The following is a 26,327-nucleotide window of genomic DNA, read 5'->3' on the forward strand; positions in this document are numbered from 1 at the left end:
CTCACAGCAGGCGGGTTCCAGGAGGGACGTCGGCATCCGGCACGCACAGGGCCACCCGGCCCTGCGCGTCGTGGAAGCCGGTGACCAGGCATTGCGACATCAGTGGGCCGATCTGCCGTGGCGGAAAGTTCACCACCGCCACGACCAGTCGGCCGACCAGCGAATCCGGCGTGTACAGATCGGTGATCTGCGCGCTGGACTTGCGCACGCCGATCTCGGGGCCGAAGTCCACGTCGAGCACGTAGGCGGGTTTGCGCGCCTCCGCGAACACGCGCGCGCTGAGCACGCGGCCCACGCGCAGGTCCACGCGTTCGAAGTCGTCCCAGCCGATCGTCGGCATTGCTGCGGGTTCCGTCATGCACGTGCGTCCGCGGTGTGGCGCCCCGCCAGCTGCGCGCAGGTGGCAATGGCCGCAAACAGGCTCGACGGATCGGCAGTGCCGCGTCCGGCCAGATCAAGCGCGGTGCCATGGTCGACCGCCACGCGCGGGTAGGGCAGGCCGAGGGTGAGGTTGACCGCCTGCTCGAAGCCGCTGTACTTCAGCACCGGCAGGCCCTGGTCGTGGTACATCGCAAGCACCGCGTCGAACTGCGCAAGCCGTGCCGGCAGGAAGGCGGTATCGGCCGGCAGCGGACCGCGCAGGTCGAAGCCGTCCGCGGCGCGCAGGCGCGCCAGCAACGGTGCGATGACGTCGAGTTCCTCGCGGCCGAGGTGACCGTCCTCGCCGGCATGCGGGTTCAGGCCCAGGACCGCGATGACCGGGTGCGGGTGGCCGAAGTCGCGGCGCAGCGCGGTGTGCAGGATCCGCAGCACGCGTTCGAGCAGTGTCGCGTCGATGGCGTCGGAGACAGCGCGCAGCGGCAGGTGGGTGGTCGCCAGTGCCACGCGGACGATGTCGTTGGCCAGCATCATCACCACCTCGCAGCCGGCATGGCGTGCCAGCAGTTCGGTGGTGCCGGTGTAGGCAATGCCGCCGTCGTTGATGGCCGCCTTGTGCACGGGCCCGGTGACCAGGCCGTCGCAGGCACCCGACAGGCAGGCATCGGCGGCCGCGGTCAGCGCAGCGATCACCGCGCGCGCGTTGGCCGGGTCGGCCTCGCCGAAGCGCGCCGGGCGTGCATTGCGATACTCGACCAGGCGCACCCCGGGCACGTCGGCCGGCGCGTCATGCGGAATCAGTTCCGGGATGGGCTGGCCGGTGGCTTCGGCCGCGCGGCGCAGGGTGTCGCCATCGCCGAAGACCACGAGGTCGGCATCCCACTCGCGGGCGAGTGCCGCGACGCACAGTTCCGGCCCGACGCCGGCCGGTTCACCCGGGACCAGCGCGAGCCGGGGACGCCGCATCCTCAGCCGCCGCTGCCCGCCGGCGCGGAGGTGCCGCGCACGTCGACGAAGGCCTCGCCGCGGATCTCGCGCAGGAAGCGGTTCCACTCGTCTTCCAGTTTGCGCTGGCCGATCGCCTCGCGGACCTGGGCGCGACGGTTCGCGTCGTCGGCCGCGGCCTGGCGGGTGCCGACGCGCTGCACGACGTGCCAGCCGGCCTGGGTCTTGAACGGTTCGCTGATCGCGCCGTCCTCGATCCCGGCGACCTGTGCGCCGAAGTCCGGGCCGAACTGGTCGATGGTGAACCAGCCGAGGTCGCCGCCGCGCTCACGCGAGGACGGATCGTCCGTGTGCTCGCGGGCCAGTTCTGCGAAATCGGCGCCGCCGACGGCACGGGCGCGCAGGGTCTGCGCACGCGCGCGGGCCTGGTCGTCGCTGACGTCACCGCCGCTGCGGATCAGGATGTGGCGCGCCTGGTACTGGGTGACGCTGCCGGCATTCTGGGCGTCGCGCACTTCCACCAGCTGCAGCAGCTGGAAGCCGCTCGGGCCGCGCATCGGGCCCAGCACCTCGCCCGGCTGCATCGATTGCACGGCCCCGGAGAACGCGGTGGGGATCTCGTCGAGCGAGCGCCAGCCGAGGCTGCCGCCCTCGAGCGCATTGGGGCTGTCGGAGTAGCGCACCGCAGCCGCCTGGAACGCCATCTCGCCACGGTCGATCAGCGCCTTGATGCCTTCGATCTTCTCTTCGGCGGTGCTGATCTGTTCCGGCGTCGCGCCGTCGGGCAGGGCGACGAGGATGTGGGCGAGCTGGTACTGGCGGTTGACCGCGTCGCCTGCGAGCGCCGCGTCCACCTCGGCGTCGCTGACCACGATGCGGGTCTGCGCGAAACGCTGGCGCAGCCGCTGCACCATCAGCTCCTCGCGCAGCGAGTTGCGGAATTCGTCGAACGACAGGCCGTCGGCGGCGAGCTGCTGGCGCAGCTGGTCCGGGGTGAAACCGTTCTGCTGGGCAATCATGCCGACGGCACCGTCGACCTCGGCGTCGCTCACGCGCACCCCCATCTGGCCGGCGCGCGCAGTCTGCAGGCGCACCAGCACCAGGCGCTCGAGCACCTGGCGCTCGAGGATCTCGCGCGGCGGCAGCTGGTCGTCGCGGCCCGAATACTGCGCAAGCACGTTGGCAACCGCGCGGTCGAGTTCGCTCTGCAGGATGACGTCCTCGTCCACGACGGCGGCGATGCGCTCGAGCGGCACGATGTCCTGCGCGTGGATGGGGGAAGCAGCCAGCAGCGCGGCCGCCAGCAGGGACAGGAGGGTCTTGTTCATGGCAGGGGGTCGGTTTCGACAGGCTCGCCGATCAGGTCGGACGGCGGGACGAGATAGAGGTCGTCTCGGTAATAACCGAGAATAGCACGGCGCAAACGGTCCTCCGTGTTGGCGCCAAGCGAGCTCAGCCCCTTCAGTTCAACTTCCAGCTGGATGGCGTCGTTCATCTCGCCGAGGCGGTTGCGCACGTAACGGCGGCCCACCAGGCGCACGCTCACGCAGCAGCTGTCCCACTGCAGGCCGGCGATGCCTTCCAGCAGCTGGCGGTCCTGCAGCGAGTAGTAATAGCGGCCGACCACGCTCCAGGTGGCGTTGATCGGATACAGGAAGGAGAAGTCCGCCTGCTCGAGCAGGTCGCGGCGGTAGCGGTAGCCGAGGTTGACGATGCCGTCGTCGCCGACCAGGTAGCGGGAGCGGATGCTGACGAGGTCGTCGCGGCGATCGCGTGGATCCCACTGGTAGGCGGCGTTGACGCTCCAGCGGTCGTTGATCGCATAGGCGCCTTCGGCCACCCAGGAGGACTCGCCGGATTCCACCGGCGGTGCATTCGGGTTGAGCCACACCCGCAGGTCGTCGAAGTAGCGGATCTGGCCGATGCTGGCCGACAGCTTTTCCTGGCCGTCGGATTCGCGGATCAGCCGCGTGGTGAGCGCCACGGTCATCTGGTTGGCGTCGGCCTGGCGGTCGGCGCCGGAGAAGCGGTTGTCGCGGAACAGCTGGCCCCAGCTGAAGGTCATGGAGCCGGTGTCGAACACCGGCAGGTTGTCCTGGTTGCGGTAGGGCGTGCGCAGATAGAACAGCCGCGGCTCGAGCGTATGCACGTAGCTGTCGCCGCGGAACATCGTTTCGCGGTCGAAGAACAGCCCGGCGTCGACGCTGGCAATCGGCAGGCTGCGGCTGGGTGCGCGTTCGGCCGGCTGGCCGATGGCTGCCCCGATCTGGTTGGCCAAGTCGTCGTCGAGCTGGTAGCGGGTATAGCGGTAGGCGAGCGTCGGCCGCACGAACCAGGCGGCGCCCTCGAACGGCAGGGTCACGAACGGTTTGGCGTCGAGGCGACTGCCTCCCGGGCGCACCCCGGCTCCGTCACCGTAAGTCGCATCGCTGGTGTGCTCGAAGCGGGTGGCATCGATGTTGAGGCCGGCGACCAGCCATGGCCGCAGCGGCTGCTCCCAGTTGCCGAACAGACGCGGCAGCCGGTTGTAGGGCATCAGTGCCTCGGTCAGCGTGTAGTCCGACAGCAGGTTGTAGTCGGCCATCAGGCCTGCATCCCAGTAACGGCCGCGGCCGAAGATGCCGGTGCTGCTGGTGATCGTGAGCGGCGACTGCGAGGTGAGACTGTTGCTCATGTCCTCGAGGTAACGCGGGTCGCTGATCCAGTTGAGGTTGGTGCTGGTGTACCAGGTACCGTTGAAGCGGTGGCTGTTGGAGTGGTGGAACATGCCGCGGTCTTCCTCGCGGCGGTTCTCCTCCGGGATGCCTTCGTCGATCTCGCGCTGGCGGTCGCGCTCGGTAAGCTTGTCCGAAGGCAGGTATTCGAAGTTCAGCTGCCCGCCGCCGTTGCGGGTGAGGTAGCGGAACTCGGTGCCCAGCAGTGCGCCGCGCCGTGCCATGTAGCGCGGCTCCAGCGTCATGTCGTAGTTCGGCGCCAGGTTGAGGTAGATCGGCTGCGCGTAGTCGAAGCCGTTGCGCCCGGAATAGCCGATCGCCGGGTACAGCAGGCCGGTCTTGCGGCGGTCGTCGACGGGGAACTTGAAGTACGGCATGTACAGGATCGGAAACCGGCCCAGGTGCAGAGAGGCGCCACGCGCCGTGCCCCAGCCGGTTTCGATGTCGACATCGATCTGCCGCGCGCGCAGTTCCCAGTGGCGGTCGCCGGGCGGGCAGGTGGAATAGGTGGAGCCGTACAGCGAGCCGACGTCGCCGACCAGTTCGGCGCGATCGGCACCGCCGTTGCCGCGCCGTTCGATCAGCTGGTAGCTGACGTTCTCGATCTCGTGGGTGTCGGTGCCCTGGTTGCCGCGCAGGCGCTCGGCGACGATGCGCATGCCCGAGTCCTGGTAGCGGACACTGCCCTCGGCCACGTACTCGCCGGTTTCCTGGTTGAAGTCGAGGCTGTCGGTGGCAAGGAACTGGTCGCCGCGCTGCAGGGTGGCGTTGCCGCGCAGGCGTGTTTCGTTGCCGTAGATGCCAGACAGCGCATCGCCGCCGATCTCGGTCGACATGTCCTCGCGGTCGGCCGAGGTGCCGATCGGCGGCGGCGCGTCCGGAAACACCGGCACCGCATCCTCGAGCGGGCACAGCCGCCAGTCTTCGGGCCGCTCCTCGGCCATGGCGCTGAGCGAGAACGCGATGCACAACGGCAGGGGAAGCAGGCGGAGGGCTGGGCGCACGCGAAAAATCCGGGGGGCAAACGGTCGCCAGAATGCCGCATCCCATGCGCAGCGGCAACGCGACGCCGCCGCAATCAGGGCCACTGCGCCGCGGCGATCGGCGCTGCTGAACGTAGTGTCAGCGTATGGCGTCACCCAGGGCACGCACATGGGCGACCGCGCACTCGCGCAGCGCCTGCAGGTCGTATCCACCCTCGAGCATCGACACCACGCGCCCGGCGGCGTGCTGGCCGGCGATCGCGCACAGTTCGCCGGTCAGCCATGCGAAGTCGTCGGCGGCCAGCTGCATCTGCGCCAGCGGGTCACGCCAGTGGGCATCGAAGCCCGCCGATATCAGCACCAGCTGCGGACGGAACGCTTCCAGCTCCGGCAGCATGCGTTCCACCCAGGCTTCCTGGAACATGCGGCTGCCGGTGCCGGGCGGCAACGGCAGGTTGAGGATGTTGCCGACGCCGCGCTCGCGGCGGCCACCGCTGTGGGGGAACAGCCCGAGCTGGTGCGAGCTCATGTAGAGCACCCGCGCGTCGGCCTCGAAGATCGACTGGGTGCCGTTGCCGTGGTGGACATCGAAGTCGACGATCGCCACCCGGGTCAGCCCGTGCCGTTCGATCGCATGCGCGGCGGCCACTGCCACGTTGTTGAACAGGCAGAAGCCCATCGCCTGGCCACCGGTGGCGTGATGGCCCGGCGGGCGTACCGCGCAGAACGCGGTCGCCACATCGTCCTGCATCACCGCATCGACGGCGGCCACCCCGGCACCCGCGGCGCGCAGCGCGGCCTCACCGGACGCCGGTGACATCACGGTGTCGGGGTCGAGATGCACCTGGGTGGTGGGCGCCTGTTCGAGGACCGCCTCCAGCAGTTCGCCGTCATGCACGCGCAGCAGCTGGCCGCGGCTGGCACGCGGCGCCTCGCGCCAGTCGAGGTCGGGGAGTTCCGAGCGCAGGGCCTGGATGACCGTGCCCAGGCGCTGCGATGACTCGGGATGGCCCGGGCCGGTGTCGTGGCCGAGGCAGGCGGCGTGCGTATAGACCGCCGGGTTCAACGTGCGCGGCGTTCGTGCCGCCACAGCACTTCGCCGTGGCCGCTGGCGCGTGCCAGCACCCGGGCAAGCACGAACAGGAGGTCGGACAGGCGGTTGAGGTAACGCACCGCCTGCGGGCGCACGGCTTCGGTGCACGACAGGGTGACCGTCTCGCGCTCGGCGCGGCGCACGATGGTGCGCGCCAGGTGGCAGCGCGCGGCGGCTTCGCCACCGCCGGGGAGGATGAAATCCTTCAGCGGCGGCAGGTCGGCGTTGTGGTGGTCGAGGTGGGCCTCGAGCCGGTCCACGTCCTCGTCGGAGATGGCGGCATGGCCGGGGATGCACAGCTCGCCGCCGAGATCGAACAACTGGTGCTGGATCGCGGTGAGCAGGTCGCGCACATCGTCGGGCAGGTCCGACGCCAGCAGCAGCCCGATGGCGGAGTTGGCCTCGTCCACCGTGCCGTAGGCGTTGACGCGCGCCGAATCCTTGCGGGTGCGGCTGCCGTCGCCCAGACCGGTGGTGCCGTCGTCACCGGTGCGGGTGTAGATCTTCGAAAGGCGGTTGCCCATCGACGGCCGGCTCAGGCGGCGCGGTCGCCGCGCAGCGCGGCGGCAGGCGCCAGCTGCAGGGCTACCGCGTGCACGACCGCGGCGATCGCGACGTACAGCGCCATCGTGCCCATGTAGGCCGGCAGCCAGTCGCTGTAGTTCTTCCACCAGCCGGCAAGGGTCGGCTCGGCGACCGATGCACTGATCCAGAAGAAGCTGCCCTGCGCGATCAGCTGGCACACGGCCGCCGACACCACCACCGCCAGCGCAACGCGGCCTGCGGTGGCAAGGTCAAGGGCGATCGGGCGCCGCGCGACCCAGCTGCCACCGGCCCAGAGGGCGAAGTAGGCGCCGAGCAGGCAGGCGTACGCAGGGGACACGCAGTAGTGGCCCCAGAAATCCAGGCCCATGCCGGTGATGACTGCGGCATCCACCGCCACCGACAGCGCCATCAGTACCGGGAATGCCCAGCGCGCCTGCGCGCGCAGGTACACGCCGCCGAGGAAGAACACCGCCCACGAGGCATCGGGCACCGCCGCGAAGTGGTGGACGCGGGTGGCGGCCAGCGCGAGGGCGAGCACGGCGAAGATCTGGATGGGGCGGGTGGTGGCGTTCATCGGCGGCTTCCGGTGGTTCAGCGCGGGCATTCTAGCCGAGCGGCGATGGCTGCGCTTTCGCGCCTGCCGGCGTTGCGGGGGAATCCGTATCATCCGCGCATGAATGCATCCCACGATGTCCTGGTGGTGGGGGGCGGCCTGGTCGGCGCCAGCCTCGCCATCGCACTGGATCGCCTCGACCTCGATGTCGGCCTGGTCGAGGTCACGCCGCCAGGCGCGCTGCCGCCGGTGTTCGACCAGCGCAACCTGAGCCTGGCCGATGCCAGCGTCAACGCCCTCACCGCGCTCGACGTGATGCGCCACCTGCGCGCACCGACCGGTGCGATCCGCGAGATCCACGCAAGCCGCAAGGGCGACTTCGGCCGCGTGCGCATGCGGGCTGCCGATTACGGGCGGCAGACATTCGGGCAGGTGGTGGTGGCGCGTGATTTCGGCGAGGCACTGGAGGCGCGGCTGGCGACGCTGACCCGGCTCCGCCGTTACCGGCCGGCACGTTTCCTGGGCGCGCGTGCCGATGCGGACGGTTGCACGGTGCGCATCGAGGCCGAAGGCGGCGAGCACCTCCTGCGCAGCCGCCTGCTGGTCGGCGCCGATGGCACCCGCAGCGGCGTGCGCGATGCGCTGGGCATTGGTACCACGCTGCACGACTACGACCAGACCCTGCTGGTGGCGCGCGTGCGCGCTGCACGCGGCCCGCACGGGATCGCCTGGGAGCGGCTCACCGACCATGGCCCGACCGCGCTGCTGCCGCGTGGGGATGGCCATTACGGCCTCGTCCACGGCGTACCCACTGCGGATGCCGATGCGGTGCTCGGCCTTGACGACGCCGCGTTTCTCGCGCGCGTCCAGGACGTGATCGGCTGGCGCGCCGGGCGCCTGCTCGAAGTCGGCCCACGTAGCGCCTATCCGCTGCAGCGCGTGGTCGCGGAAGCGATCATTGCCCCGCGCGCGGCGCTGGTCGGCAATGCCGCGCAGACGCTGCATCCGATCGGTGCGCAGGGGTTCAACCTCGGCCTGCGCGATGCGCTGGTGCTGGCCGAGGCGATTGCCGCACATCCCGGTGACGCCGGGGCCGAGCGGGTGCTGCAGACATACGCGCATCGCCGGCACGAGGATCGCGGACGCACGCTGGCGTTCTCCGATGGCCTGGCGCGGCTGACTTCGAACCCCTCGGCCATGATACGGCCGCTGCGCAGCCTCGGCCTGCTGGCGCTCGACGCCGACAGCGGGCTGCAGGCGCAGCTTGCGGGTGGGGCGATGGGCTACCGCGGCGAGGTCCCGGCGCTGTGCCGCAGGAGCGCGCCATGAGCTGCCGGCATCGCCACGACGTGGCCGTGGTCGGCGGCGGCGTGGTCGGCGCTGCCTGCGCACTGGCGCTGGCGCGGGCCGGCCTCGACACGGTGCTGCTCGAAGCGCGTGCGCCGGCGGCCTGGCAGCGCGACCGGCCGGACCTGCGCGTGTTCGCGTTCGCTCCGGACAATGCCGCGCTGTTCGAGCGTCTGGGCGTGTGGGACGGCGTGCGCCGGGCACGCGCGCACCCGTACCGGCGGATGCGGGTGTGGGACGCCGCGGCCGGCGACGAGCTCTGCTTCGATGCGGACCGTTACGGGCGCGAATCGCTGGGCTGGATCATCGAGAACGGCCTGCTGATCGACCGGCTGTGGGCGGCACTGCCGGCCGCGGGCGTCGAGGTGCGCTGCCCGGCGGAACTCCAGGCCTTCGACCATGACGACGACTGGGTGCAGCTGCGTCTCGCCGATGGCGGCCGCGTGGCCGCGCGCATCGCGGTCGCCGCCGATGGCGCGGCCTCGGCGCTGCGCCGGCTCGCCGGCATCGGCATCACCCGCCACGACTACCGGCAGCGCGGCGTGGTGGGCTACGTGGCGACGGAGCTGTCCCACGAGGACACCGCATGGCAGCGTTTCCTGCCCGGCGGTCCACTGGCCTTCCTGCCCTGCGGCGACGGCAGCAGTTCGATCGTATGGAGCCTGCCCGAGGACGAGGCGCAGCACGTGCTGGCGCTCGATGATGTGCAGTTCGGCGAAGCGCTCACCCGGGCCTTCGATGCGCGCCTGGGCGCCGCACGCCCGCTGACGGCGCGCGCGGCATTCCCGCTGCGGCGGCAGCTGGCCGACACCCTGCTGGACGGCCGCATCCTGCTGGTGGGCGACGCGGCGCATGTCGTGCACCCGCTGGCCGGGCAGGGCGTGAACCTCGGCCTGCGCGATGTGGCCGCATTGGCCGATGCGGTGGCATCCGCACGTGCGCGCGGCGTCGACTGGGCCTCGCCGCACCGGCTGCGGCGCTGGGCCCGGCGGCGGCGCAGCGAGGACACGCTGGCGGCATGGAGCTTCGACGGCATCAACCGTGCGTATTCCAACGATGCCCTGTTGCCGACGCTGTTGCGCGGGCACGCGCTCGGCCTGGCCGGGCGCCTTCCGCCGCTGGCGCGCGCGCTGTGGCGGCACGCGAGCGGCACGTAGCCACGGTGGCCCCGCGACGTCAGCCGGGGTCGTGCGGACGCGCTTCCGGCAGCCGCCAGCCGTGGCGGATCGCCATGTAGCGCAGGCCGAAACACAGCAGGATGCCGGCCGGCAGCGTCCACTCCTCCGACAGGTCGAGCCGGTGGCCGACCACCACCAACGCCGCCGCTGCCAGGGCCGCAACCGCGTACAGGTCGGCCTGCAGCACCACCGGTACCCGCGCCACGAGCACGTCGCGCGCCATGCCGCCGCCGATGCCGCTGACCATGCCCAGCAGCACCGCCGCGAAGGGCGACAGCCCGAACGCCAGCGCCTTGCTGGCACCCACCACCGCGAACAGTGCCAGCCCTGCCGCATCGAACAGCTGCACCGGGTTGCGCAGGCGTTCGACCAGGCCGTGGCGGTAGAAGGTGATCAGCCCGGCGATGCAGGCAAGCGTCAGGTAGGTCCAGTCCGCCAGCGCGGCAGGCGTCGCGCCGATCAGCACGTCGCGCATGATGCCGCCGAAGGTGGCGGTGGCGAACGCCAGCACCAGCACGCCGAACAGGTCCAGGCGATGGCGCACGCCGATGGTCGCGCCACTGATCGCGAAGGCGAAGGTGCCGATGAAGTCGAGGATGAGCAGGAAACGTTCCATGGCGCCGCGTCATGACCGGAGCCCGGATCATACGTGCGGCGTTGCGGCCCGGTCGGCGCGGCCACCGCGCGTGGGTCGCGAGGCGCCGCAGTGGCGTGGCCGGCGCACGAGCGTGACGGGCACCGCGCAACCGGGCCTGCCCGGGGTGCTGCTCAGCGCCCGAGGAAGGGAAACGCCAGCGCCAGCAGCCGGTGCACGCCGCCCTCCAGCGTGCCCGCGACCGCGCGGGCGCCGAGTGCATTGAGGGCGTTGCGCACGTCGTCCCAGCGCAGCTTGTCGATGTCCTTGCGCAGCAGGTCGGCCACTTCGTCCGCGGCCGGTGCCAGCTTCTGCAGTTCGCGTGCCACCGCCTGCGGGTCGGGCTGCAGGTGGCCGTGCTGTTCGGCCAGCCGCAGCAGGGTGTCGAAACGCACCGCCACCACCTCGCGGTTGCGTTCGTAGACCGGCAATGCGCCGACATCGAGGATCGCCTGCTCGAAACGCGCGAGATCGTCGGGATGCTCGACGCGCACGGCGAGGAATCCGTCGCGGCGTGCACGTTCGCTGACATGCCGTGCACCGGCGCGCAGGTTCTCGGCGCTGAGCACCGTGGTGAGGATGCGCGGAAGCGCGTCGGCCGGCGCTTCCTCGGCGAGCTGCCGCCAGCGCGCATAGCCGTCGCGGCGCAGGGCCTTCAGCCGTGCCGGGGTGACGCGCAGCTGCGCCGCGGCGGCGTGGTTGGATGCCGCGCGGTCGATCGCGCCATCGCGTTCCAGCAGCACGAACATCAGCAGTTCGAGGTCGCGCTTGGTCAGCGAGCCGAAGCCCTGCAGCTGCGTCTGGCGCAGGAATTCGCGGCCGAACGCCGCGGGGTCGTTGAGTTCAAGCGGTTGCATGCGGAGGTCCTCCAGCGAGGACGCCAGCATGCCAGCACCCGGTTGCAGTGGCCGAGACCGCACGTGCCGGCGGTCGCGTTTCGGCGGTGCCATCCGAAGCCGCCGCCTGCACCTGCAAACGACACTTCCCGTCAGGCCTGTCCCGATCCCCGGGCGATGCCCGCCGGGTGCCGGATCAGCCGCCGGCCCCCGCGCTGGCGAAGACCGTGATCTCCTCGCGGTCGTGGTAGAGCTGGCGCGCGCGCAGGGTCAGCGGCACCTGGGCCTGGTCGGTGAACAGGTCCAGGCTCAGCCGGGTCTCGTTCCAGCGCTTCTTCATCGGCAGCTTGAGGTTGAACACCGCGTGCCGGCACCAGCCTTCGCGGAACCAGGTCGCCATGCGTTCGGCCACCCGCCGCGGCTGCTCGACCATGTCGCAGACCATCCAGTCCTGCGGCGTGTCGGGCTGCCAGCGGAAGGCGTCGGCGCGCTGGTGGTCGACCAGGCCGGTGTCGTGCAGCGCGGCCTGCAGCGGGCCGTTGTCGATCGCGGTGACGCGCATGTGTTCGCGGGTCAGCACCCAGGTCCAGCCGCCCGGCGCGGCGCCGAGGTCGGTGGCGCGCATGCCCGGCTTGATCAGCGTTTCGCGCTCGCGCGGCGTCAGCAGCACCATCAGTGCCTCTTCCAGCTTCAGCGCCGAGCGCGATGGCGCTTCGCCGAGCAGGCGCAGGCGCGGGATGCCCTGCGGCCACACGGCGCTGTCGCCTGGCTGGCTGCGCGCCAGCATCAGGTGGTCGCCGCCCAGCAGGCACACATGCAGGCGCGAGCGCGTGGGATCGGCTTCGTTGGTCAGGAAGCCGCGCTTGCGCAGTGCGGGCCGCAACGCGTTGCCGAACGCGCGCGCCAGCGCCGAAAGCGGCTTGCCGGCATCGGAGTCGGGATGCTCGACCCACAGTTCGCCGTAACGCCCGGCGCCCTGCAGGGTGTCGAGCACGGGGGTGAGGCGGTCCTTCGGGTCGAGGCCGGTCAGCTCGGCCAGCAGCACGGCCTTCTGGCGTGCGAAGACCAGCTCGCGGAACGGCAGTGCCTGCACCAGCGGCACGCCTGCCTCGGCGGCGTGGAACAGCACGTAGCCCTCGTCGCGACCGGCGCGCGCCCAGCCGCCGATCCCGGCCAGCGCGGCGCGCTCGGTCAGTTCGGCGGCGAGATCGGCCTCGAAGCCGGCGCGGCAATAGCACAGCAGTGCCGGGGTGGTGAGGTCGGCCATCAGTAGCGTGCTCCGCCAGTGGCCGAATAGGCCGCGAGCACCGCGCGGGCGTCGTCGCGGCGCAGGTCGCGCACCACCTCGATGCCGCGCCGCTGCAGTTCCTCCGGCCAGTCGGCCGGCAGCGGGCCCTCGTCGAACTCCGTCAGGGCCTCAACATCTTCGGCGCGCGCACCGATCAGCAGCCGGTCGATGCCGGCCCACACCGCCGCGCCGAAGCACTGGCAGCAGGGTTGGGCGGAAGTCGCCAGCGTGTACGGCGCGCCCGTCGCGTTGAGCCGCGGGGTCTGCAGGCGCTGCTGGGCGAGCATGAAGGCCATCGTTTCCGCATGCGCGACCGAGCAGTTCGTCGGCATCACCCGGTTGACGCCCACCGAGACGATGCGGTCCCCGGGGCCGAACACCGCCGCGCCGAACGGGCCGCCGCTGGCGGCATCGACGTTGCGGCGCGCGAGGTCGATGGCGAGCGCGATCTTGGCGTCGTCATCGGGGTAGGCGCGGCCGGTATCGACCGCCTCGTGCACCCATGCCGGCAGGGTGAGGTGGACCTGGGCGTAGAGCATCAGCGTGCCACCGGAGCGGCGGTGTCGACCGCCTCGCAGCGGCTGGCGACGCAGGCGCAGGCCTGGATCTCGCGGAAGCCGCATACCGAGGCCATGCCGCTGCGCTGGCACTCGGCCATCACCGCCCGGGGGTCGGCCGGGCTGTCGACGTTGACGCAGGCCGGGAAGGTGCCGCAGCAGTTGCCGACATCCTTGACCGTGCAGTCGCTGTCGACCCTGCAGCTGGTGTCGAGGGTGGGCACCTGGCCGGCGCCGGCCGCAGTGCCGTCATCGGCCACCGGCGTGGGCGCAGGCGTTGCCTCGGCTTCGGGGCCGGACGCCGTGGGCGCCGCGCATGCCGCGAGCGACAGCGCGAGCAGCAGCGCGAACAGGTGGAACATTCGGAAGGTCATGGTCGGTTTCTCAGGCCTTTGCGGCCCAGGTGTCGCGCAGGGTCACGCTGCGGTTGAACACCGGCGCGTCCCTGCGGTGGTCATGGCGGTCGGCGACGAAGTAGCCGAGGCGTTCGAACTGGAACGACTGTTCGGGCGCGGCATCCGCGGCGGCGGGTTCCACCCACGCGCGCACTTCGCGAATGGAGTCCGGGTTGATGTGGTCGCGGTAGGTCTTCCCGCCGCTCTCGTCATCGGGGTTCTCGACCACGAACAGGCGATCGTAGAGGCGCACCTCGGCGGCCACCGCATGGCGCGCGCTGACCCAGTGGATGGTGCCCTTGACCTTGCGGTTGGCGCCTTCCATGCCGGGCCGCGATTCCGGATCCAGCGCGCCGCGCAGTTCGACCACATGGCCGGCGTCGTCCTTGACCACCTCGTCGACGCGCACGATGCCGGCGCCGCGCAGGCGCACCTCGCCCCCGGGCACCAGCCGCTTCCAGCCCTTCGGCGGCACCTCGGCGAAGTCCTCGCGCTCGATCCACAGCTCGCTTGCGAACGGCACCTGGCGCACGCCGAGCGATTCGTCCTTGGGATGGTTGGGGAAGGCCAGCGCTTCCTCGTGCTCCGCGGGCAGGTTGGTCAGCACCAGCTTCAGCGGGTCGAGCACCGCCATGCGCCGCGGCGCGTGGGCGTCGAGATCCTCGCGCAGCGCGCCTTCCAGCACCGAGAAGTCGATCACCGAGTTCTGCTTGCTGATGCCCACGCGCTCCACCAGCAGGCGCAGCGATGCCGGCGTATAGCCGCGTCGGCGCAGGCCCTGCAGGGTGTACATGCGTGGGTCGTCCCAGCCGTCGACCAGACCATCGGCGACCAGCTGGGTGAGCTTGCGCTTGCTCATCACCGTGTAGTTGATGTTGAGCCGCGAGAACTCGATCTGGCGCGGCTTGCCGGCTTCGATCGGCAGCCCCTTCGCCGCCAGCGGTGCCAGCAGTTGCGGGTTGCCGGCGAGGTCGACGTTGTCCACGCACCAGTCGTACAGCGGGCGGTGGTCCTCGAATTCCAGCGTGCACAGCGAGTGGGTGACGCCCTCGATCGCGTCGCCCAGCGCGTGGGCGAAGTCGTACATCGGGTAGATCGGCCAGGCATCGCCGGTGTTCTGGTGCGGCACGTGCTTGATCCGGTACAGCGCCGGGTCGCGCAGGTTGATGTTGCCGCTGGCCATGTCGATCTTCGCGCGCAGGGTGCGCGCGCCATCGGCGAACTCGCCGGCGCGCATGCGCCGGAACAGGTCGAGGTTCTCCTCGACGCTGCGGTCGCGGAACGGCGAGTGGCGGCCGGGCTCGGTGAGCGTGCCGCGGTACTCGCGCACCTGCTCGGCGGACAGGTCGCAGACGAACGCCCTGCCGTCCCGGACGAGCTTCTCGGCCGCCAGGTAATAGACCTCGAAGTAATCCGAGGCATGGCGCAGGTCGGCCCATTCGTATCCCAGCCAGCGCACGTCATCCTGGATCGCGGCGACGAACTCCGGGTCCTCCTTCGCCGGATTGGTGTCGTCGAAGCGCAGGTTGCAGCGGCCGCCGAACTCCTGGGCGATGCCGAAGTCCAGGCAGATCGCCTTGGCGTGGCCGATATGCAGGTAGCCGTTGGGCTCCGGCGGGAAGCGGGTGCGGATGGCGCTGTGCCTGCCGCTGGCGAGGTCGTCACGCACGATCTGGCGGATGAAGTCGCGACGCAGGGGGGCATCGGTCGGGGTGGCGGTATCGGGGGAGGCGTCAGCGGTCATCTGGGATCGGCGGATACAGGGGATGCGGGGGCGGGGCGCAGGGCGGCCGTCGCGGATCGCACAGTGTAGGCGAGCGCGCCGCGCGCGGCCCGTGGCCCCGGCTGGCCCGGGCCCGGAACGCCGGCGGCGCGACCGGGCGCTAAAGCAGGCAGTGGTGCTGCCGATAACCATCCTGGTGGGGACCAGGCGCGCGGGCATTTGTGACGGCCATAACATTCCTGTCCCTACCATCCGCCGTCCAGCCCGATCGGGCACTCACATCCGGGAAGTGAACATGGCGACCGCAGGGGGCGGCACCGTGCAGGGATCCACGCCGTCGGGGACGGTGCGGTGAGTCCTGCCCGCAGGTGGGCGCCGTCGCCGGAACTGGTCGCCACGCTCGGCTTCGCGGCGCTGCTGCTGTTGCTGGCATCGGCGCTGGTGGGGCTGGGTGGAGACCCGTCGGACGGGCTGCGACCCGCCGGGGTGGTGCGTGTCGAGGGCGCACGTGCGTCCTCGGGTTATCTGGCGCTGCCGGCCGGCGCCGATGGCGGCACCCGCGCGCAACTGCGCTGGGAGCTGCCTCCGAGGATGGAAGGCGATGCCCGCTGGGTGGTCTGGGTGCCGCGCGTGCCGGTGGACCGGCTGCAGTTCACCGGCGCCGACTGGGCCGGGCCGCCGCATGATTTCTTCCGCCCGCGGGTGGCGCAGGCGTTCCCCGGCGGGTTCCGCTCGGTGCCACCCGAGCCGGCGGGGCCGGTGCTGGAGCTGGATCTCGACGTGTTCGCCGACGGCCGTGTCGGCGTGTTGCCGCTGCTGGTGCGCGAAGACCATGCGGTGATGCTCGAGCAGCGCGCCTCGGCGATGTCGGCCGCGGTCTATGCGGTACTGCTGGTGCTGGCCCTGCTGGCGCTGTCGCTGTATGCCGCCGCCCGCGACCGCGCATTCCTCGGCTATTTCGCCTGCGCGCTGTCCACTCTGCTGTTGCTGGCCGCCCTCAACGGCCACCTGTACCGGTTCGCCGGGCTGTCGTTCCTCGGTGCCTGGGGGATCCAGGGCGTGCACGCGCTGATCCTGGTGTTCCTGCTGGCCTGGACCCGGCTGCTCGAGGTCTATGCCGGCGCCACGCTGCATGCGCGGGCACGCCAGGCGCTTTCGGCCTTCCGCTGGACGGCGCTGGTGCTGGTCGGCCTGTGCCTGGTCGACGTACCGGCGTTCAACGAGCTGCTGGGACCCGCGACCCTGGCGCTGTGGGTGGCGACCGGGATTGCCGGCGTGGCGTGGATGACGGTGGCGGTGCGCCGTCGGCTGGCGATGGCCTGGCCGCTGCTGGCACTGCATGTGCTCACCTATGCGGCACTGCTGGCCTACGAGTTCTCGCCGGGCTGGAACCTCGCGAATCCGCTGCTTGCGCGCTTCGCCTTCCAGGCCGGCATGGTCACCACCCTGACCCTGTTCGCGGTGGGCCTGGTGTCGCGCATCGCCGACTTCCGCGACCAGCGCGACCGCGACCGCCTGGCGCGGCTCGACAGCGAACGGCGGATGGCGCGCGAGGCCGCCCGCGGCGCCTATGCACATGCGCTGCAGGCCGGCCTGCGCACGCTCGGCCCCGGCGATATCGAGTGGACCGCCTTCCGGCTGCTGTTCGACCACCTGCTTCCACTGCTGCCGGTGCGCTCCGCGGTGGCGGTCGCGCAGGGTTTCCACGGTGCGGAGATGATGGTGGTGCATCCCGCGGCGGGCCGCGACCAGGTGGTCGCCGACCTCGAGCGGCGCGCGCTGCCGCTGCGACGGGCGGCCACGGCCGGGCTGCCGCGGCAGGAGCTGCTGGGCGACGAGCGCGGTGCGCGCACCGAGGCCCTGCTGCCGCTGCAGGTGCGCGCGCCCGGCTGGGGCGCGGTGCTGCTGCAGCGCGACGGCAGCGAGGGGTTCAGCGCCGAGGAGATGGCGCTGGCGATGGAATTCACGCGGCTGGCGCAACTGCACGTGGAACAGGCCGTGGTGACCGCCAACCTGCGCCGCTCGGCGGAAATGGACGCCCTGACCGGGTCGCTCAACCGCCGATCGGTCGACCAGTGGCTGCTGCGCAGCTTCAACGAGGCCGAGCGCGGCGGGCAGCCGCTCTCGGTGATCCTGGTCGACCTCGACCACTTCAAGTCGATCAACGATCAGCACGGGCACGTTGCCGGCGACCACTGCCTGCGCACGGTGGCTACGGCATTGCGCAGGGCGGTGGGTGAGGGCGCGCTGTTCGGGCGCTATGGCGGCGAGGAGTTCATCGCCATCCTTCCCGGCATCGCCGCCGCGCCCGCGCGCGACACCGGCGAGCGCATGCGCAGCGCGGTCGAGCAGCTGGACGTGCGCTGGGAGGACAAGGCCCTGCGACTCACGGTGAGCGTGGGGCTGGCCACCCGGCGCGATGGCGAGCGCTCGCCGCAGGACACCGTCGACCGCGCCGACAAGGCGCTGTACGCGGCCAAGCGGCTGGGCCGCAACTGCGTGCAGGTGGCGCCCGCCGTGTTCACCTGACCGGCGCACGCGGGCCGCTGCTACGCTGCGGCGCCCGTCGAAGCCTCTCGCCCGTGCAGGACTCCCCCGCCCGCAGTACTGCCCTGGCCTGGATGCTCGCCGGCGCGGTGCTGATCGGCAGCAACGGCCTGATGGTGCGGCTGGCCGACACCGCGCCGACGGTCTCGGCGTTCTACCGCATGCTGTTTGCAGCGGCGATGCTGGGTGCGCTGGTGGCGGCGCGCGGCGACTGGCGTCCGCTGCCGCGCGCGGTGTGGGTGCTGGCACTGCTGCCGGCCGCTGCGTTCGCCGCCGACCTGTGGCTGTGGCATCGCAGCATCCTGCTGGTCGGGCCGGGCCTGGCCACGCTGCTGGCCAATGCGCAGGTGTTCTTCATGGCGCTGGCCGGCGTGCTGCTGTTCGGCGAGCGCATCGGTCCTCGCTTCGTGGCCGGCATCGCGCTGGCGTTCTTCGGCCTGTGGCTGCTGCTGGGCGGCGACTGGGTGGATCTGCCGGCCGATTACCGCTGGGGCGTGTGGCTGGGGCTTGCCACCGGGCTGTGCTACGCCGTGTACAACATCGGCCTGCGCCATGTGCAGCGTGCCGGCAGCGCACTGGCGCCGGAGCGGCGCGCGCCCATCGCCCAGGTGCTGGCGGTGGTCTCGGCGCTGTGCGCGGTGCTGCTGGGCATGGCCGGCGTCGCCGAAGGCGTGTCCTTCGTGATCCCGGACCTCGCAACGCTCGGCTGGTTGCTGTTGCTGGCCGGGGTGGGCCACTGCCTGAGCTGGGTCCTGATCTCGCGGGCGATGCAGCAGTTGCCGGTGGCGGTGGTCGGCCTGCTGCTGCTGGCGCAGCCGGTATGCGCGTTCCTGCTCGACCTCGCGGTGCTCGACCGCGGCACCTCGCCGCGCGAATGGATGGGCCTGGCGTTGACGCTGGCCGGCATCTTCCTGGCCGGGTTGCGCCAGCGCCGACCCGAGGCGGGCCGGGCTTGAAGCCGGCCCGGCCGCGCCCCACTCAATCAGGTGCGGCGACGGGCCGCGTGCGTGGAGCGAGCCGATGTTCGGGATTGGTGCCTGGAAACAGCGGATGCCGCGTCCGCAGGACGCGCTGCCCGGCCGCGCGGACCCGCTGCCGCTGCACAACCGCCACCACGTGCATGGCCGTCCGCTGCGCGACGCCTTCGAGGGCCTGTCGCAGGTGCAGTTCGGCATGGGCTGTTTCTGGGGCGCCGAACGGGTGTTCTGGTCGCTGCCGGGGGTGGAAACCACCGCGGTCGGCTATGCCGGCGGGCATACGCCCAATCCCACCTACCGCGAGGTCTGCAGCGGGCAGACCGGGCATGCCGAGGTGGTGCTGGTGGTCTACGACCCGGCGGTGATCGGCTTCGACCGCCTGCTGGCGGCCTTCTGGGAAAGCCACGACCCGACCCAGGGCATGCGCCAGGGCAACGATCTCGGCACCCAGTACCGCTCGGTGATCCATTGCACGACGTCGGAACAGGCGCAGGCGGCGCAGCGCAGCCGCGACAGCTTCCAGGCCGGGCTGCATGCCGCGGGGCTGGGTGACATCACCACGGAAATCGTGCATCCGGCGCCGGAGTTCTTCTACGCCGAGGACGAGCACCAGCAGTACCTGGCGAAGAACCCGGGCGGCTACTGCGGCCTGGGCGGCACCGGCGTGCGCTGCGCAGCAACGCCGGTGGTGTGAGGCCGAAGCCCGGCCCGCTGCGCGCGCCGTCCGCTCAGGCGGCGGGCTGCGGCTCGACCGAGGCCACTTCCAGGCTGAGGGTTCCGCCGTCCGGGCGTGGCCATTCGATGCTCTGGCCCACCGACAGGCCCAGCAGCGCGCTGCCGACCGGCGCCAGCACCGACACCCGGCCGCTGGCGCTGTCGGCCTCGTGCGGGTAGACCAGGGTCAGGGTGCGGCGGGTGCCATCGGCATCGACGCACTCCACCCGCGAATGCATGCGCACCACGTCGGACGGCATCTGTGCCACCGGCAGCACCTGCGCGCGCAGCAGTTCTTCCTGCAGCGCCACCGCCGCCGGGTGGCCCCGCCAGGTGGGGTTCTCGATCAGCGCATCGAGACGGGCGGCATCGATTTCGGACACCAGCAGAGACGGCGGCAGGCCGCTGTTGGGAGTGGACATGACAGGTTCCTCGGTGAAGTTGTCTGGTTGCTCATGCGGTCGGCACGCGGGGGCCGGAACCGGAGCAAAGGAAACGGGCGACGCGTCAGCGCCGCCCGTACGGTGTCCAAGCTAGCCCGTTCGGCAGGCCGGTTCAAGCCACCCCGGCGGTGACCGGCCCGGCGGCCGCCGGACGGTCGGCACCGGGCGGGGCACCGGGCGGGGCAGCGGCGGCGCCGGGTGCCACCAGCAGCTGGTCGGGCAGGGCGTGGAATTCCCTGGCCAGCTGGCGCAGGAACGCGTCCATCGCCGAACTGCGCCGCCATGTCATCGCGATGTCGCGGTGTGGGGCGGGCGCGGCGAAATGCACCAGCTGGATGTTCTCCGACCGCGCGACCGGGGGCTGCACCGCCAGCATCGGCAGCAGGGTGATGCCGACGTTGGCGGCGACCATCTGCCGCAGCGTCTCCAGGCTGGTGGCGCGGAATTCGCTGCGTTCGTGCGCGCCCGAGAGCTGGCAGACGTCGAGCGCCTGTTCACGCAGGCAGTGGCCGTCCTCGAGCAGCAGCAGGCGCTGGTCGGCCAGCTCGTCGAGCTGCAGCCGCTCGCGTCCGGCCAGCGGGTGGCGGTCGGGGACAGCCAGCACGAACGGCTCGGAAAACAGGGCCTCGGTATGCAACTGGTCGTCGTCGACCGGCAGCGCGAGCACCGCGGCATCCAGGCGGCCATCGCGCAGCCGTGACAGCAGCACGTCGCTCTTCTCCTCGAACAGGAGCAGTTCCAGCTGCGGGAAGCGCGCGCGGATCCGCGGAATCACATGCGGCAGCAGGTACGGCCCCAGGGTCGGGAAGATGCCTAGCCGCACGGTGCCGGCCTGCGGATCCTGGCCGCGGCGTGCGGCCTCCTTCATCTGCTCGATCTCGTCGACGATGCGGCGCGCGCGCTCGGCCGCGTCGCGGCCGGCGGGAGTCAGCATCACCTTGCGCGGCGCGCGTTCCACCAGCGCCACGCCGAGTTCCTCCTCGAGCTTGCGGATCTGCGTCGACAGCGTCGGCTGGCTGACGAAACAGGCCGCCGCTGCCCGCCCGAAGTGGCGATGGTCGGCGAGGGCGACGAGGTAACGCAGGTCACGCAGGTTCATGGCGATGCTCCAGTGCGTGCGCGCGACCCGCCATCCGGGACCACGCGGGGGTCCTACACCGCTTCGGCGACCGCACCGGCGGCGGCCGGTGCGCTGGTGCGGATGAGGTGGTCGAACGCGGCCAGCGCGGCCTTCGAACCTTCCCCCATCGCGATCACGATCTGCTTGTACGGCACCGTGGTGCAGTCGCCGGCGGCGAACACGCCCGGCAGGCTGGTCTGGCCGCGCTCGTCGACCATGATCTCGCCGCGCGGCGACAGCTCCAGCGTGCCCTTCAGCCACTCGGTGTTGGGCAGCAGGCCGATCTGCACGAACACGCCGTCCAGCACCACGCGGTGGCTGTCGCCGCCGACACGGTCGCGGTAGACCAGCCCGGTCACCTTCGCGCCATCGCCCAGCACCTCGGTGGTCTGCGCGCTGGTGAGTATGGTCACGTTGGGCAGGCTGCGGAGCTTGCGCTGCAGCACCTGGTCGGCGCGCAGGCTGGCGTCGAACTCGATCAGGGTCACATGGGCGACGATGCCGGCGAGGTCGATCGCGGCCTCGACGCCGGAGTTGCCGCCGCCGATCACCGCCACGTGCTTGCCCTTGAACAGCGGGCCGTCGCAGTGCGGGCAATAGGCCACCCCCCTGTTGCGGTACTCGTTCTCGCCCGGCACGTCCATCTGCCGCCAGCGCGCGCCGGTGGCGAGGATCACCGCCTTGGACCTCAGCGACGCGCCATTCTCCAGCTTCACCTCGACCAGTCCGTCGGCGCCGGCGGGCGCCAGCTGGGCCGCGCGCTGCAGGTCCATCACGTCGACGTCGTACTCGCGCACGTGCTGTTCGAGCTGCGCCGCCATGCGCGGGCCTTCGGTGTGCGGCACCGAGATGAAGTTCTCGATCGACATGGTGTCCAGCACCTGGCCGCCGAAGCGCTCCGATGCCACGCCGGTACGGATGCCCTTGCGCGCGGCATACACCGCGGCGGCGGCACCGGCCGGTCCACCGCCGACCACCAGCACGTCGAACGGCGCCTTCGCGGCGATCTTCTCCGCTTCGCGCGCGGCGGCGTTGGTATCGAGCTTGGCGACGATCTGCTCGAGCGTCATCCGGCCCTGGTCGAATACCTGGCCATTGAGGTAGACGGTCGGCACCGACATCACCTCGCGTGCTTCCACCTCGTCCTGGAACAGCGCGCCGTCGATGGCGACGTGGCGGATGCGCGGGTTCAGCACCGCGGCCAGGTTCAGCGCCTGCACCACATCGGGGCAGTTCTGGCACGACAGCGAGTAATAGGTCTCGAAGTTGAACTCGCCTTCCAGCGCGGCAACCTGCTCGAGGGTCTCGGCAGCGGCCTTCGACGGATGCCCGCCGACCTGCAGCAGCGCCAGCACCAGCGAGGTGAACTCGTGGCCCATCGGCAGGCCGGCGAAGCGCAGCGAGATCTCGTGGCCGGGCGTGCCCAGCGCGAACGAGGGGCGGCGCGTGTCGTCGCCATCAAGCGACAGCTCGATCTTCGGGCTGAGGGTGGCGATTTCCTCCAGCAGTTCGCGCATCTCGGCCGACTTCGCGCCATCGTCGAGCGAGGCGACGATGTGGATCGGGCGCACCACGCGCTCCAGGTAGGCGGCGAGCTGGGTCTTGAGATCCTGTTCGAGCATGGCGGGTCCTCGGAAAGTCGATAACGGGCCGCGACGGCGCGGTGCGTCAGCGGACGTGATGGGGGGAGAGGCGTGCACCGGAGCCGGCGACGCGGCGGGCGGCGGCTGGCTTGCCACCGGCTCCGGTGCACGCCCATCCCGCGGGGTGCGGGATGGACGCCGGCCACGCCCGGCCCGAAGGCCGGCGCAGTGGCGTGGTCAGATCCGGAAAATCAGATCTTGCCGACCAGGTCCAGCGACGGCTTCAGGGTCTTCTCGCCTTCCTTCCACTTGGCCGGGCAGACCTCGTTCGGGTTGGCAGCGACGTACTGGGCAGCCTTGAGCTTGCGCAGGGTCTCGGTGACGTCGCGGGCGATCGCGTTGTCGTGGATTTCGACGGTCTTGATCACGCCTTCCGGGTTGATGATGAAGGTGCCGCGCAGGGCCAGGCCTTCTTCCTCGATGTGCACGCCGAATGCGCGGGTCAGCTGGTGGGTCGGGTCACCGACCAGCGGGAACTGCGCCTTGCCGACGGCGGCGGAAGTCTCGTGCCACACCTTGTGCGAGAAATGCGTGTCGGTGGTGACGATGTAGACCTCGGCGTTGGCCTTCTGGAACTCCGCGTAATGCTCGGCGGCGTCCTCGACCTCGGTCGGGCAGTTGAAGGTGAATGCGGCCGGCATGAAGATCAGCACCGACCACTTGCCCTTGAGGGCGGCGTCGGTGACTTCGAAGAACTCGCCGTTGCGATAGGCGGTGGTCTTGAAGGGCTGGACCTGGGTATTGATCAGAGACATTGAAGTCCTCGTTGGCGGGGTGGAAGAACGGCCCGGTGTCCCGGGCAACGGCGCAAAGGATAGGGACGAGCTATCAATATGTAAAATCGATAGAAGCCATCGATTCGATAGTTGATGCCTATCGAACTCGGCTTATCCGTTCATAACGGCTGACGCACGGGTCGCCCAGCCGACGCGCGCGGCGACACGCGTGCAGCCATGAACCCCGCCGGGGCGCGCTCCGGTGACCCTTGACCCATGTGCTGCATTGCACCAATATCGACCCGTGCCGCTTGCGGCCCCGGCGGATGCCCTTGGCTCCGCCGCTTCCGTGTCCCGTACTCCCTCCCATGCGCGTCACGGAATTCCAAGGCGACCACTGGTCGCCTTCTTTTTGCCTTGATTCCGGCCGACGCGGAGCGCGTTTTCGCCGGTATCCATGACCGGGCGGCGTGCATGACCTGCACGCCCACGCCTTACGATGTGAGCATGACGATGTCTGCCACCCCGGCCGATCCCGCGCCGCGGCTCGATACCGTGCTGCGCGCGGCCGGAGCGCGCATCGGCGCAGTGGATGCGGAGTGGCTGTTGCTGCATGTCCTGCAGCGCCCGCGCAGCTGGCTGTACGCGCATGCCGACGATCGTCTGGATGCAGCGCGCCAGCGCGAGTTCGATGCGCTGCTGGAACGCCGCGAAGCCGGCGAGCCGGTCGCCTATCTCACCGGCAGGCGTGGCTTCTGGACGCTGGACCTTGGCGTGACCCCGGACACCCTGATCCCGCGCGAGGACACCGAGCGCCTGGTGGAACTCGCCCTGGAGCGCCTGCCCATGGGGGTGCCATCGACGGTGGCGGATCTGGGCACCGGCAGCGGGGCGATCGCGCTGGCCATCGCCCGCGAGCGGCCGCAGGCCCGGGTCGTGGCCACCGACCGCAGCGCAGCGGCGCTGGCCGTGGCGGCCGCCAACGCCGGCAGCGCCGGTGTCCGCAACGTCGAGTTCGTCCACGGTGACTGGCTGGCCCCACTGGCCGGCCGTTGCTTCGACCTGATCGCCAGCAATCCGCCCTATATCCGCAGCGACGACCGGCACCTGTCCGAGGGCGACCTGCGTTTCGAACCGGCCACCGCGCTGGCCTCGGGCGTCGACGGGCTCGATGACATCCGCCGCATCGTCGCCGCGGCACCGGCGCATCTCGAGCCCGGTGGCTGGCTGCTGCTCGAGCACGGCCACGACCAGGGCCCAGCCGTGCGCGAGCTGCTACGCGCCGCGGGATTCGCGGATGTCGGCACCGCCTGCGACCTCGAGGGACGCGACCGCGTCGGGTCCGGGCGCCTTGCGGCCGCGGCACCGGGGCCGGAGGGCGCCGGGGCCGGCTGGTAGACTGCCGCGTTTTCGCAGGAGCCCCACGCCCATGCGCACGCTGTATCCCGAGATCGAACCGTTCGATACCGGCACCCTCCGGGTCGACGACCGCCACACGCTGTACTACGAGCAGAGCGGCAACCCGAAGGGCAAGCCGGTGGTGCTGCTGCACGGCGGCCCGGGCGGCGGCAGCAACCCGAAGATGCGCCGCTTCCACGATCCGGCGAAGTATCGGATCGTGCTGTTCGACCAGCGTGGCGCCGGCCGTTCCACGCCGTATGCCGATCTCGTCGACAACACCACCTGGGACCTGGTCGCCGACATCGAGAAGCTGCGCGAGCACCTGGGGATCGACCGCTGGCAGGTATTCGGCGGGTCCTGGGGTTCGACGCTGGCGCTGGCCTACGCCCAGGCGCATGCGCGGCGGGTGAGTGCGCTGGTGCTGCGCGGGATCTTCATGCTGCGGCGCTGGGAGCTGGAATGGTTCTACCAGGAAGGCGCGTCACGGCTGTTCCCGGAAGCCTGGGAGCACTACGTCGCCGCCATTCCGGAGAACGAGCGCGGCGACATGATCGCCGCCTTCCATCGCCGCCTCACCTCCGACGACGAGGCCACCCGCCTGGCGGCCGCGCGTGCATGGAGCGTGTGGGAAGGCGCGACCTCGTTCCTGCGCGTGGACCAGGATTTCGTGCACGGCCACGACGACCCGCATTTCGCGCTGGCATTTGCACGCATCGAGAACCACTACTTCGTCAACGGTGGTTTCTTCGAGGTCGACGACCAGCTGCTGCGCGACATCTACCGCATCGTCGACATCCCCGGCGTCATCGTGCACGGCCGCTACGACGTGGTGTGCCCGGTGCAGAACGCGTGGGATCTGCATCGCGCATGGCCGAAATCGGAACTGGTCATCACCCCGGCATCGGGACATTCCGCGTTCGAGCCCGAGAACGTCGACGCGCTGGTGCAGGCCACCGACCGTTTCGCCAACGCCTGAGCCCTTGATGCGCAACCGACGCCGGCGCTCAGTCCGCCGGCGATCCGTCCGGATTGTGCTCGATCATCCACAGCCCGGCCCACAGCTTGAGGTCGAGCTCGTAGCCTTCGCGGTGCTTGCGCATCAGCCAGGCGGGCGCCTCGGCGCGCGGCACGTGGTGGACGGTGATGTCCTCGTTGCCGACGCCGCCGCCTTCGCCGACCCTGCGCAGGTCGCGGGCGCGGGCGAAGGCGATGCGTTCGTTGCTCATGCCCGACGAGGTCGGCCCGGTGAGCAGGATCTCCACCCGCCCGGGTTCCCAGCCGGTTTCCTCGACCAGTTCGCGGGTCGCTGCGGCTTCCAGGGTGTCGCCGGCGTCGTCGTCGCCGACCAGTCCGGCCGGCATCTCGATGGTGGGCGCGCCCAGGGCCATCCGGTACTGCTCGACGAACAGCACCTCGTCGGCCGGAGTGACCGCGATGACGATGACCGCCAGGCCCTCGGCGCTGTGGGTGCGCTCGCAGGCTTCCCACTTGCCGCGGCGCACCAGCCGCAGCCACTCGCCTTCGTACAGGAGTTCGGTTCCGGTGTCGTCGGGTCTGCTCATGCGCGCATGCTAGCCCGGCCCGGTGTGCGGGCCG

The 26,327-nt window shown here is 70.9% G+C and carries 25 protein-coding genes; 7 read left to right on the plus strand and 18 right to left on the minus strand.

From position 1 onward, the window contains the following. Window position 1 precedes the first annotated feature (1 nt). The 7 genes from LDO11_RS12705 to LDO11_RS12735 form a co-directional block, all read right to left on the minus strand. Complete coding sequence (locus LDO11_RS12705; protein ID WP_435574646.1) at window positions 2–358, minus strand: tRNA-binding protein; 357 nt, start codon at window positions 356–358, stop codon at window positions 2–4. Further along, window positions 355–1,344 carry a 4-hydroxythreonine-4-phosphate dehydrogenase PdxA gene (gene pdxA / locus LDO11_RS12710; RefSeq protein WP_232141868.1) on the minus strand — a complete coding sequence of 330 codons (990 nt, stop codon included), beginning with the start codon at window positions 1,342–1,344 and terminating at the stop codon, window positions 355–357. Before pdxA ends, LDO11_RS12705 begins: the two co-directional genes overlap by 4 nt. Window positions 1,345–1,346: 2 nt before the next feature. Beyond that, complete coding sequence (locus tag LDO11_RS12715) at window positions 1,347–2,651, minus strand: peptidylprolyl isomerase (RefSeq protein WP_343226129.1); 1,305 nt, start codon at window positions 2,649–2,651, stop codon at window positions 1,347–1,349. Next, window positions 2,648–5,041, minus strand: coding sequence for an LPS assembly protein LptD (gene lptD / locus LDO11_RS12720; protein WP_232141869.1), 2,394 nt, complete (start codon window positions 5,039–5,041; stop codon window positions 2,648–2,650). Before lptD ends, LDO11_RS12715 begins: the two co-directional genes overlap by 4 nt. 118 nt (window positions 5,042–5,159) lie before the next feature. Continuing rightward, entirely contained in the window at window positions 5,160–6,086 is a 927-nt protein-coding gene (locus LDO11_RS12725; RefSeq protein WP_232141924.1) for a histone deacetylase family protein, read from the minus strand. Then, window positions 6,083–6,637: a cob(I)yrinic acid a,c-diamide adenosyltransferase gene (locus LDO11_RS12730; RefSeq protein ID WP_232141870.1), complete on the minus strand. Its 555-nt coding sequence runs from the start codon at window positions 6,635–6,637 to the stop codon at window positions 6,083–6,085. Before LDO11_RS12730 ends, LDO11_RS12725 begins: the two co-directional genes overlap by 4 nt. Window positions 6,638–6,648: 11 nt before the next feature. Beyond that, on the minus strand, window positions 6,649–7,233 hold the full coding sequence (locus LDO11_RS12735) for a hypothetical protein (protein ID WP_232141871.1): 585 nt from the start codon (window positions 7,231–7,233) through the stop codon (window positions 6,649–6,651). Window positions 7,234–7,332: 99 nt separating this feature from the next. Here LDO11_RS12735 and ubiH point away from each other — a divergent pair, with 99 nt between their 5' ends. Together ubiH and LDO11_RS12745 are read left to right on the plus strand one after the other, a co-directional pair. Then, window positions 7,333–8,541, plus strand: coding sequence for a 2-octaprenyl-6-methoxyphenyl hydroxylase (ubiH, locus tag LDO11_RS12740; protein ID WP_232141872.1), 1,209 nt, complete (start codon window positions 7,333–7,335; stop codon window positions 8,539–8,541). Next, the gene (locus LDO11_RS12745; RefSeq protein WP_232141873.1) at window positions 8,538–9,716 is read left to right on the plus strand and encodes an FAD-dependent oxidoreductase; all 1,179 of its coding nucleotides are present in this window, start codon (window positions 8,538–8,540) and stop codon (window positions 9,714–9,716) included. Before ubiH ends, LDO11_RS12745 begins: the two co-directional genes overlap by 4 nt. A 19-nt stretch (window positions 9,717–9,735) precedes the next feature. Here the strand turns inward: LDO11_RS12745 and LDO11_RS12750 are convergent, their stop codons facing one another. The 6 genes from LDO11_RS12750 to LDO11_RS12775 form a co-directional block, all read right to left on the minus strand. Continuing rightward, window positions 9,736–10,353 carry a trimeric intracellular cation channel family protein gene (locus tag LDO11_RS12750; protein WP_232141874.1) on the minus strand — a complete coding sequence of 206 codons (618 nt, stop codon included), beginning with the start codon at window positions 10,351–10,353 and terminating at the stop codon, window positions 9,736–9,738. A gap of 152 nt (window positions 10,354–10,505) precedes the next feature. Next, window positions 10,506–11,228 (minus strand): hypothetical protein, encoded by a 723-nt coding sequence (locus LDO11_RS12755; RefSeq protein ID WP_232141875.1) that lies wholly within the window; start codon window positions 11,226–11,228, stop codon window positions 10,506–10,508. Window positions 11,229–11,403: 175 nt separating this feature from the next. Continuing rightward, window positions 11,404–12,474, minus strand: a complete 1,071-nt coding sequence (gene rlmM, locus LDO11_RS12760) for a 23S rRNA (cytidine(2498)-2'-O)-methyltransferase RlmM (protein ID WP_232141876.1) — start codon at window positions 12,472–12,474, stop codon at window positions 11,404–11,406. Then, window positions 12,474–13,034 (minus strand): nucleoside deaminase, encoded by a 561-nt coding sequence (locus tag LDO11_RS12765; RefSeq protein ID WP_232141877.1) that lies wholly within the window; start codon window positions 13,032–13,034, stop codon window positions 12,474–12,476. Before LDO11_RS12765 ends, rlmM begins: the two co-directional genes overlap by 1 nt. Next, window positions 13,034–13,426, minus strand: a complete 393-nt coding sequence (locus LDO11_RS12770) for a hypothetical protein (protein WP_232141878.1) — start codon at window positions 13,424–13,426, stop codon at window positions 13,034–13,036. The genes LDO11_RS12765 and LDO11_RS12770 overlap by 1 nt, the downstream gene beginning before the upstream one ends. Window positions 13,427–13,436: 10 nt before the next feature. Further along, the gene (locus tag LDO11_RS12775; protein ID WP_232141879.1) at window positions 13,437–15,191 is read right to left on the minus strand and encodes a glutamine--tRNA ligase/YqeY domain fusion protein; all 1,755 of its coding nucleotides are present in this window, start codon (window positions 15,189–15,191) and stop codon (window positions 13,437–13,439) included. Between the two features lie 330 nt (window positions 15,192–15,521). Between LDO11_RS12775 and LDO11_RS15870 the strand changes: the two genes are divergently transcribed. The 3 genes from LDO11_RS15870 (at window position 15,522) to msrA (ending at window position 19,388) form a co-directional block, all read left to right on the plus strand. Beyond that, window positions 15,522–17,699 (plus strand): GGDEF domain-containing protein, encoded by a 2,178-nt coding sequence (locus LDO11_RS15870; RefSeq protein WP_232141880.1) that lies wholly within the window; start codon window positions 15,522–15,524, stop codon window positions 17,697–17,699. A gap of 53 nt (window positions 17,700–17,752) precedes the next feature. Further along, complete coding sequence (locus tag LDO11_RS12785; protein ID WP_232141881.1) at window positions 17,753–18,673, plus strand: DMT family transporter; 921 nt, start codon at window positions 17,753–17,755, stop codon at window positions 18,671–18,673. Window positions 18,674–18,737: 64 nt separating this feature from the next. Continuing rightward, the gene (msrA, locus tag LDO11_RS12790) at window positions 18,738–19,388 is read left to right on the plus strand and encodes a peptide-methionine (S)-S-oxide reductase MsrA (RefSeq protein WP_232141882.1); all 651 of its coding nucleotides are present in this window, start codon (window positions 18,738–18,740) and stop codon (window positions 19,386–19,388) included. 34 nt (window positions 19,389–19,422) lie between these two features. Here msrA and rnk read toward each other — a convergent pair whose 3' ends face one another. From rnk to ahpC, 4 genes are all read right to left on the minus strand, one after another. Then, window positions 19,423–19,830: a nucleoside diphosphate kinase regulator gene (gene rnk, locus LDO11_RS12795; protein ID WP_129136574.1), complete on the minus strand. Its 408-nt coding sequence runs from the start codon at window positions 19,828–19,830 to the stop codon at window positions 19,423–19,425. Window positions 19,831–19,963: 133 nt separating this feature from the next. Next, window positions 19,964–20,950 carry a DNA-binding transcriptional regulator OxyR gene (gene oxyR / locus LDO11_RS12800; RefSeq protein WP_232141883.1) on the minus strand — a complete coding sequence of 329 codons (987 nt, stop codon included), beginning with the start codon at window positions 20,948–20,950 and terminating at the stop codon, window positions 19,964–19,966. A gap of 53 nt (window positions 20,951–21,003) precedes the next feature. Next, on the minus strand, window positions 21,004–22,593 hold the full coding sequence (ahpF, locus tag LDO11_RS12805; protein ID WP_232141884.1) for an alkyl hydroperoxide reductase subunit F: 1,590 nt from the start codon (window positions 22,591–22,593) through the stop codon (window positions 21,004–21,006). A 212-nt stretch (window positions 22,594–22,805) separates the two neighbouring features. Further along, a complete protein-coding gene (gene ahpC, locus LDO11_RS12810) occupies window positions 22,806–23,369 on the minus strand; it encodes an alkyl hydroperoxide reductase subunit C (protein WP_100321969.1) in 564 nt (187 codons plus the stop codon). 462 nt (window positions 23,370–23,831) lie between these two features. On the opposite strand from ahpC, the gene prmC reads away from it, so the two are divergent. Both prmC and pip read left to right on the plus strand, forming a co-directional pair. Further along, window positions 23,832–24,728, plus strand: coding sequence for a peptide chain release factor N(5)-glutamine methyltransferase (prmC, locus tag LDO11_RS12815; RefSeq protein WP_435574647.1), 897 nt, complete (start codon window positions 23,832–23,834; stop codon window positions 24,726–24,728). A 31-nt stretch (window positions 24,729–24,759) separates the two neighbouring features. Further along, window positions 24,760–25,707 carry a prolyl aminopeptidase gene (pip, locus tag LDO11_RS12820; RefSeq protein WP_232141885.1) on the plus strand — a complete coding sequence of 316 codons (948 nt, stop codon included), beginning with the start codon at window positions 24,760–24,762 and terminating at the stop codon, window positions 25,705–25,707. A 28-nt stretch (window positions 25,708–25,735) separates the two neighbouring features. Here pip and LDO11_RS12825 read toward each other — a convergent pair whose 3' ends face one another. Further along, a complete protein-coding gene (locus LDO11_RS12825) occupies window positions 25,736–26,293 on the minus strand; it encodes an NUDIX hydrolase (protein WP_232141886.1) in 558 nt (185 codons plus the stop codon). Window positions 26,294–26,327: the final 34 nt, after the last annotated feature.

The organism is Alterluteimonas muca, from assembly GCF_021191595.1.
Classification (GTDB): Bacteria; Pseudomonadota; Gammaproteobacteria; order Xanthomonadales; family Xanthomonadaceae; genus Luteimonas; species Luteimonas muca.

Excerpts from the sequence above, each read along its gene's own strand:
- LDO11_RS12745 (WP_232141873.1), top strand. The coding sequence starts at position 8,538 with ATGAGCTGCCGGCATCGCCACGACGTGGCCGTGGTCGGCGGCGGCGTG.
- LDO11_RS12770 (WP_232141878.1), bottom strand. The coding sequence starts at position 13,426 with ATGACCTTCCGAATGTTCCACCTGTTCGCGCTGCTGCTCGCGCTGTCG.
- ubiH (WP_232141872.1), top strand. The coding sequence starts at position 7,333 with ATGAATGCATCCCACGATGTCCTGGTGGTGGGGGGCGGCCTGGTCGGC.
- LDO11_RS12750 (WP_232141874.1), bottom strand. The coding sequence starts at position 10,353 with ATGGAACGTTTCCTGCTCATCCTCGACTTCATCGGCACCTTCGCCTTC.
- LDO11_RS12705 (WP_435574646.1), bottom strand. The coding sequence starts at position 358 with ATGACGGAACCCGCAGCAATGCCGACGATCGGCTGGGACGACTTCGAA.
- LDO11_RS12735 (WP_232141871.1), bottom strand. The coding sequence starts at position 7,233 with ATGAACGCCACCACCCGCCCCATCCAGATCTTCGCCGTGCTCGCCCTC.
- LDO11_RS12765 (WP_232141877.1), bottom strand. The coding sequence starts at position 13,034 with ATGCTCTACGCCCAGGTCCACCTCACCCTGCCGGCATGGGTGCACGAG.
- oxyR (WP_232141883.1), bottom strand. The coding sequence starts at position 20,950 with ATGAACCTGCGTGACCTGCGTTACCTCGTCGCCCTCGCCGACCATCGC.
- pip (WP_232141885.1), top strand. The coding sequence starts at position 24,760 with ATGCGCACGCTGTATCCCGAGATCGAACCGTTCGATACCGGCACCCTC.
- LDO11_RS12825 (WP_232141886.1), bottom strand. The coding sequence starts at position 26,293 with ATGAGCAGACCCGACGACACCGGAACCGAACTCCTGTACGAAGGCGAG.
- LDO11_RS12775 (WP_232141879.1), bottom strand. The coding sequence starts at position 15,191 with ATGACCGCTGACGCCTCCCCCGATACCGCCACCCCGACCGATGCCCCC.
- ahpC (WP_100321969.1), bottom strand. The coding sequence starts at position 23,369 with ATGTCTCTGATCAATACCCAGGTCCAGCCCTTCAAGACCACCGCCTAT.
- rnk (WP_129136574.1), bottom strand. The coding sequence starts at position 19,830 with ATGTCCACTCCCAACAGCGGCCTGCCGCCGTCTCTGCTGGTGTCCGAA.
- LDO11_RS12730 (WP_232141870.1), bottom strand. The coding sequence starts at position 6,637 with ATGGGCAACCGCCTTTCGAAGATCTACACCCGCACCGGTGACGACGGC.
- ahpF (WP_232141884.1), bottom strand. The coding sequence starts at position 22,593 with ATGCTCGAACAGGATCTCAAGACCCAGCTCGCCGCCTACCTGGAGCGC.
- rlmM (WP_232141876.1), bottom strand. The coding sequence starts at position 12,474 with ATGGCCGACCTCACCACCCCGGCACTGCTGTGCTATTGCCGCGCCGGC.
- LDO11_RS12755 (WP_232141875.1), bottom strand. The coding sequence starts at position 11,228 with ATGCAACCGCTTGAACTCAACGACCCCGCGGCGTTCGGCCGCGAATTC.
- pdxA (WP_232141868.1), bottom strand. The coding sequence starts at position 1,344 with ATGCGGCGTCCCCGGCTCGCGCTGGTCCCGGGTGAACCGGCCGGCGTC.
- msrA (WP_232141882.1), top strand. The coding sequence starts at position 18,738 with ATGTTCGGGATTGGTGCCTGGAAACAGCGGATGCCGCGTCCGCAGGAC.
- LDO11_RS12715 (WP_343226129.1), bottom strand. The coding sequence starts at position 2,651 with ATGAACAAGACCCTCCTGTCCCTGCTGGCGGCCGCGCTGCTGGCTGCT.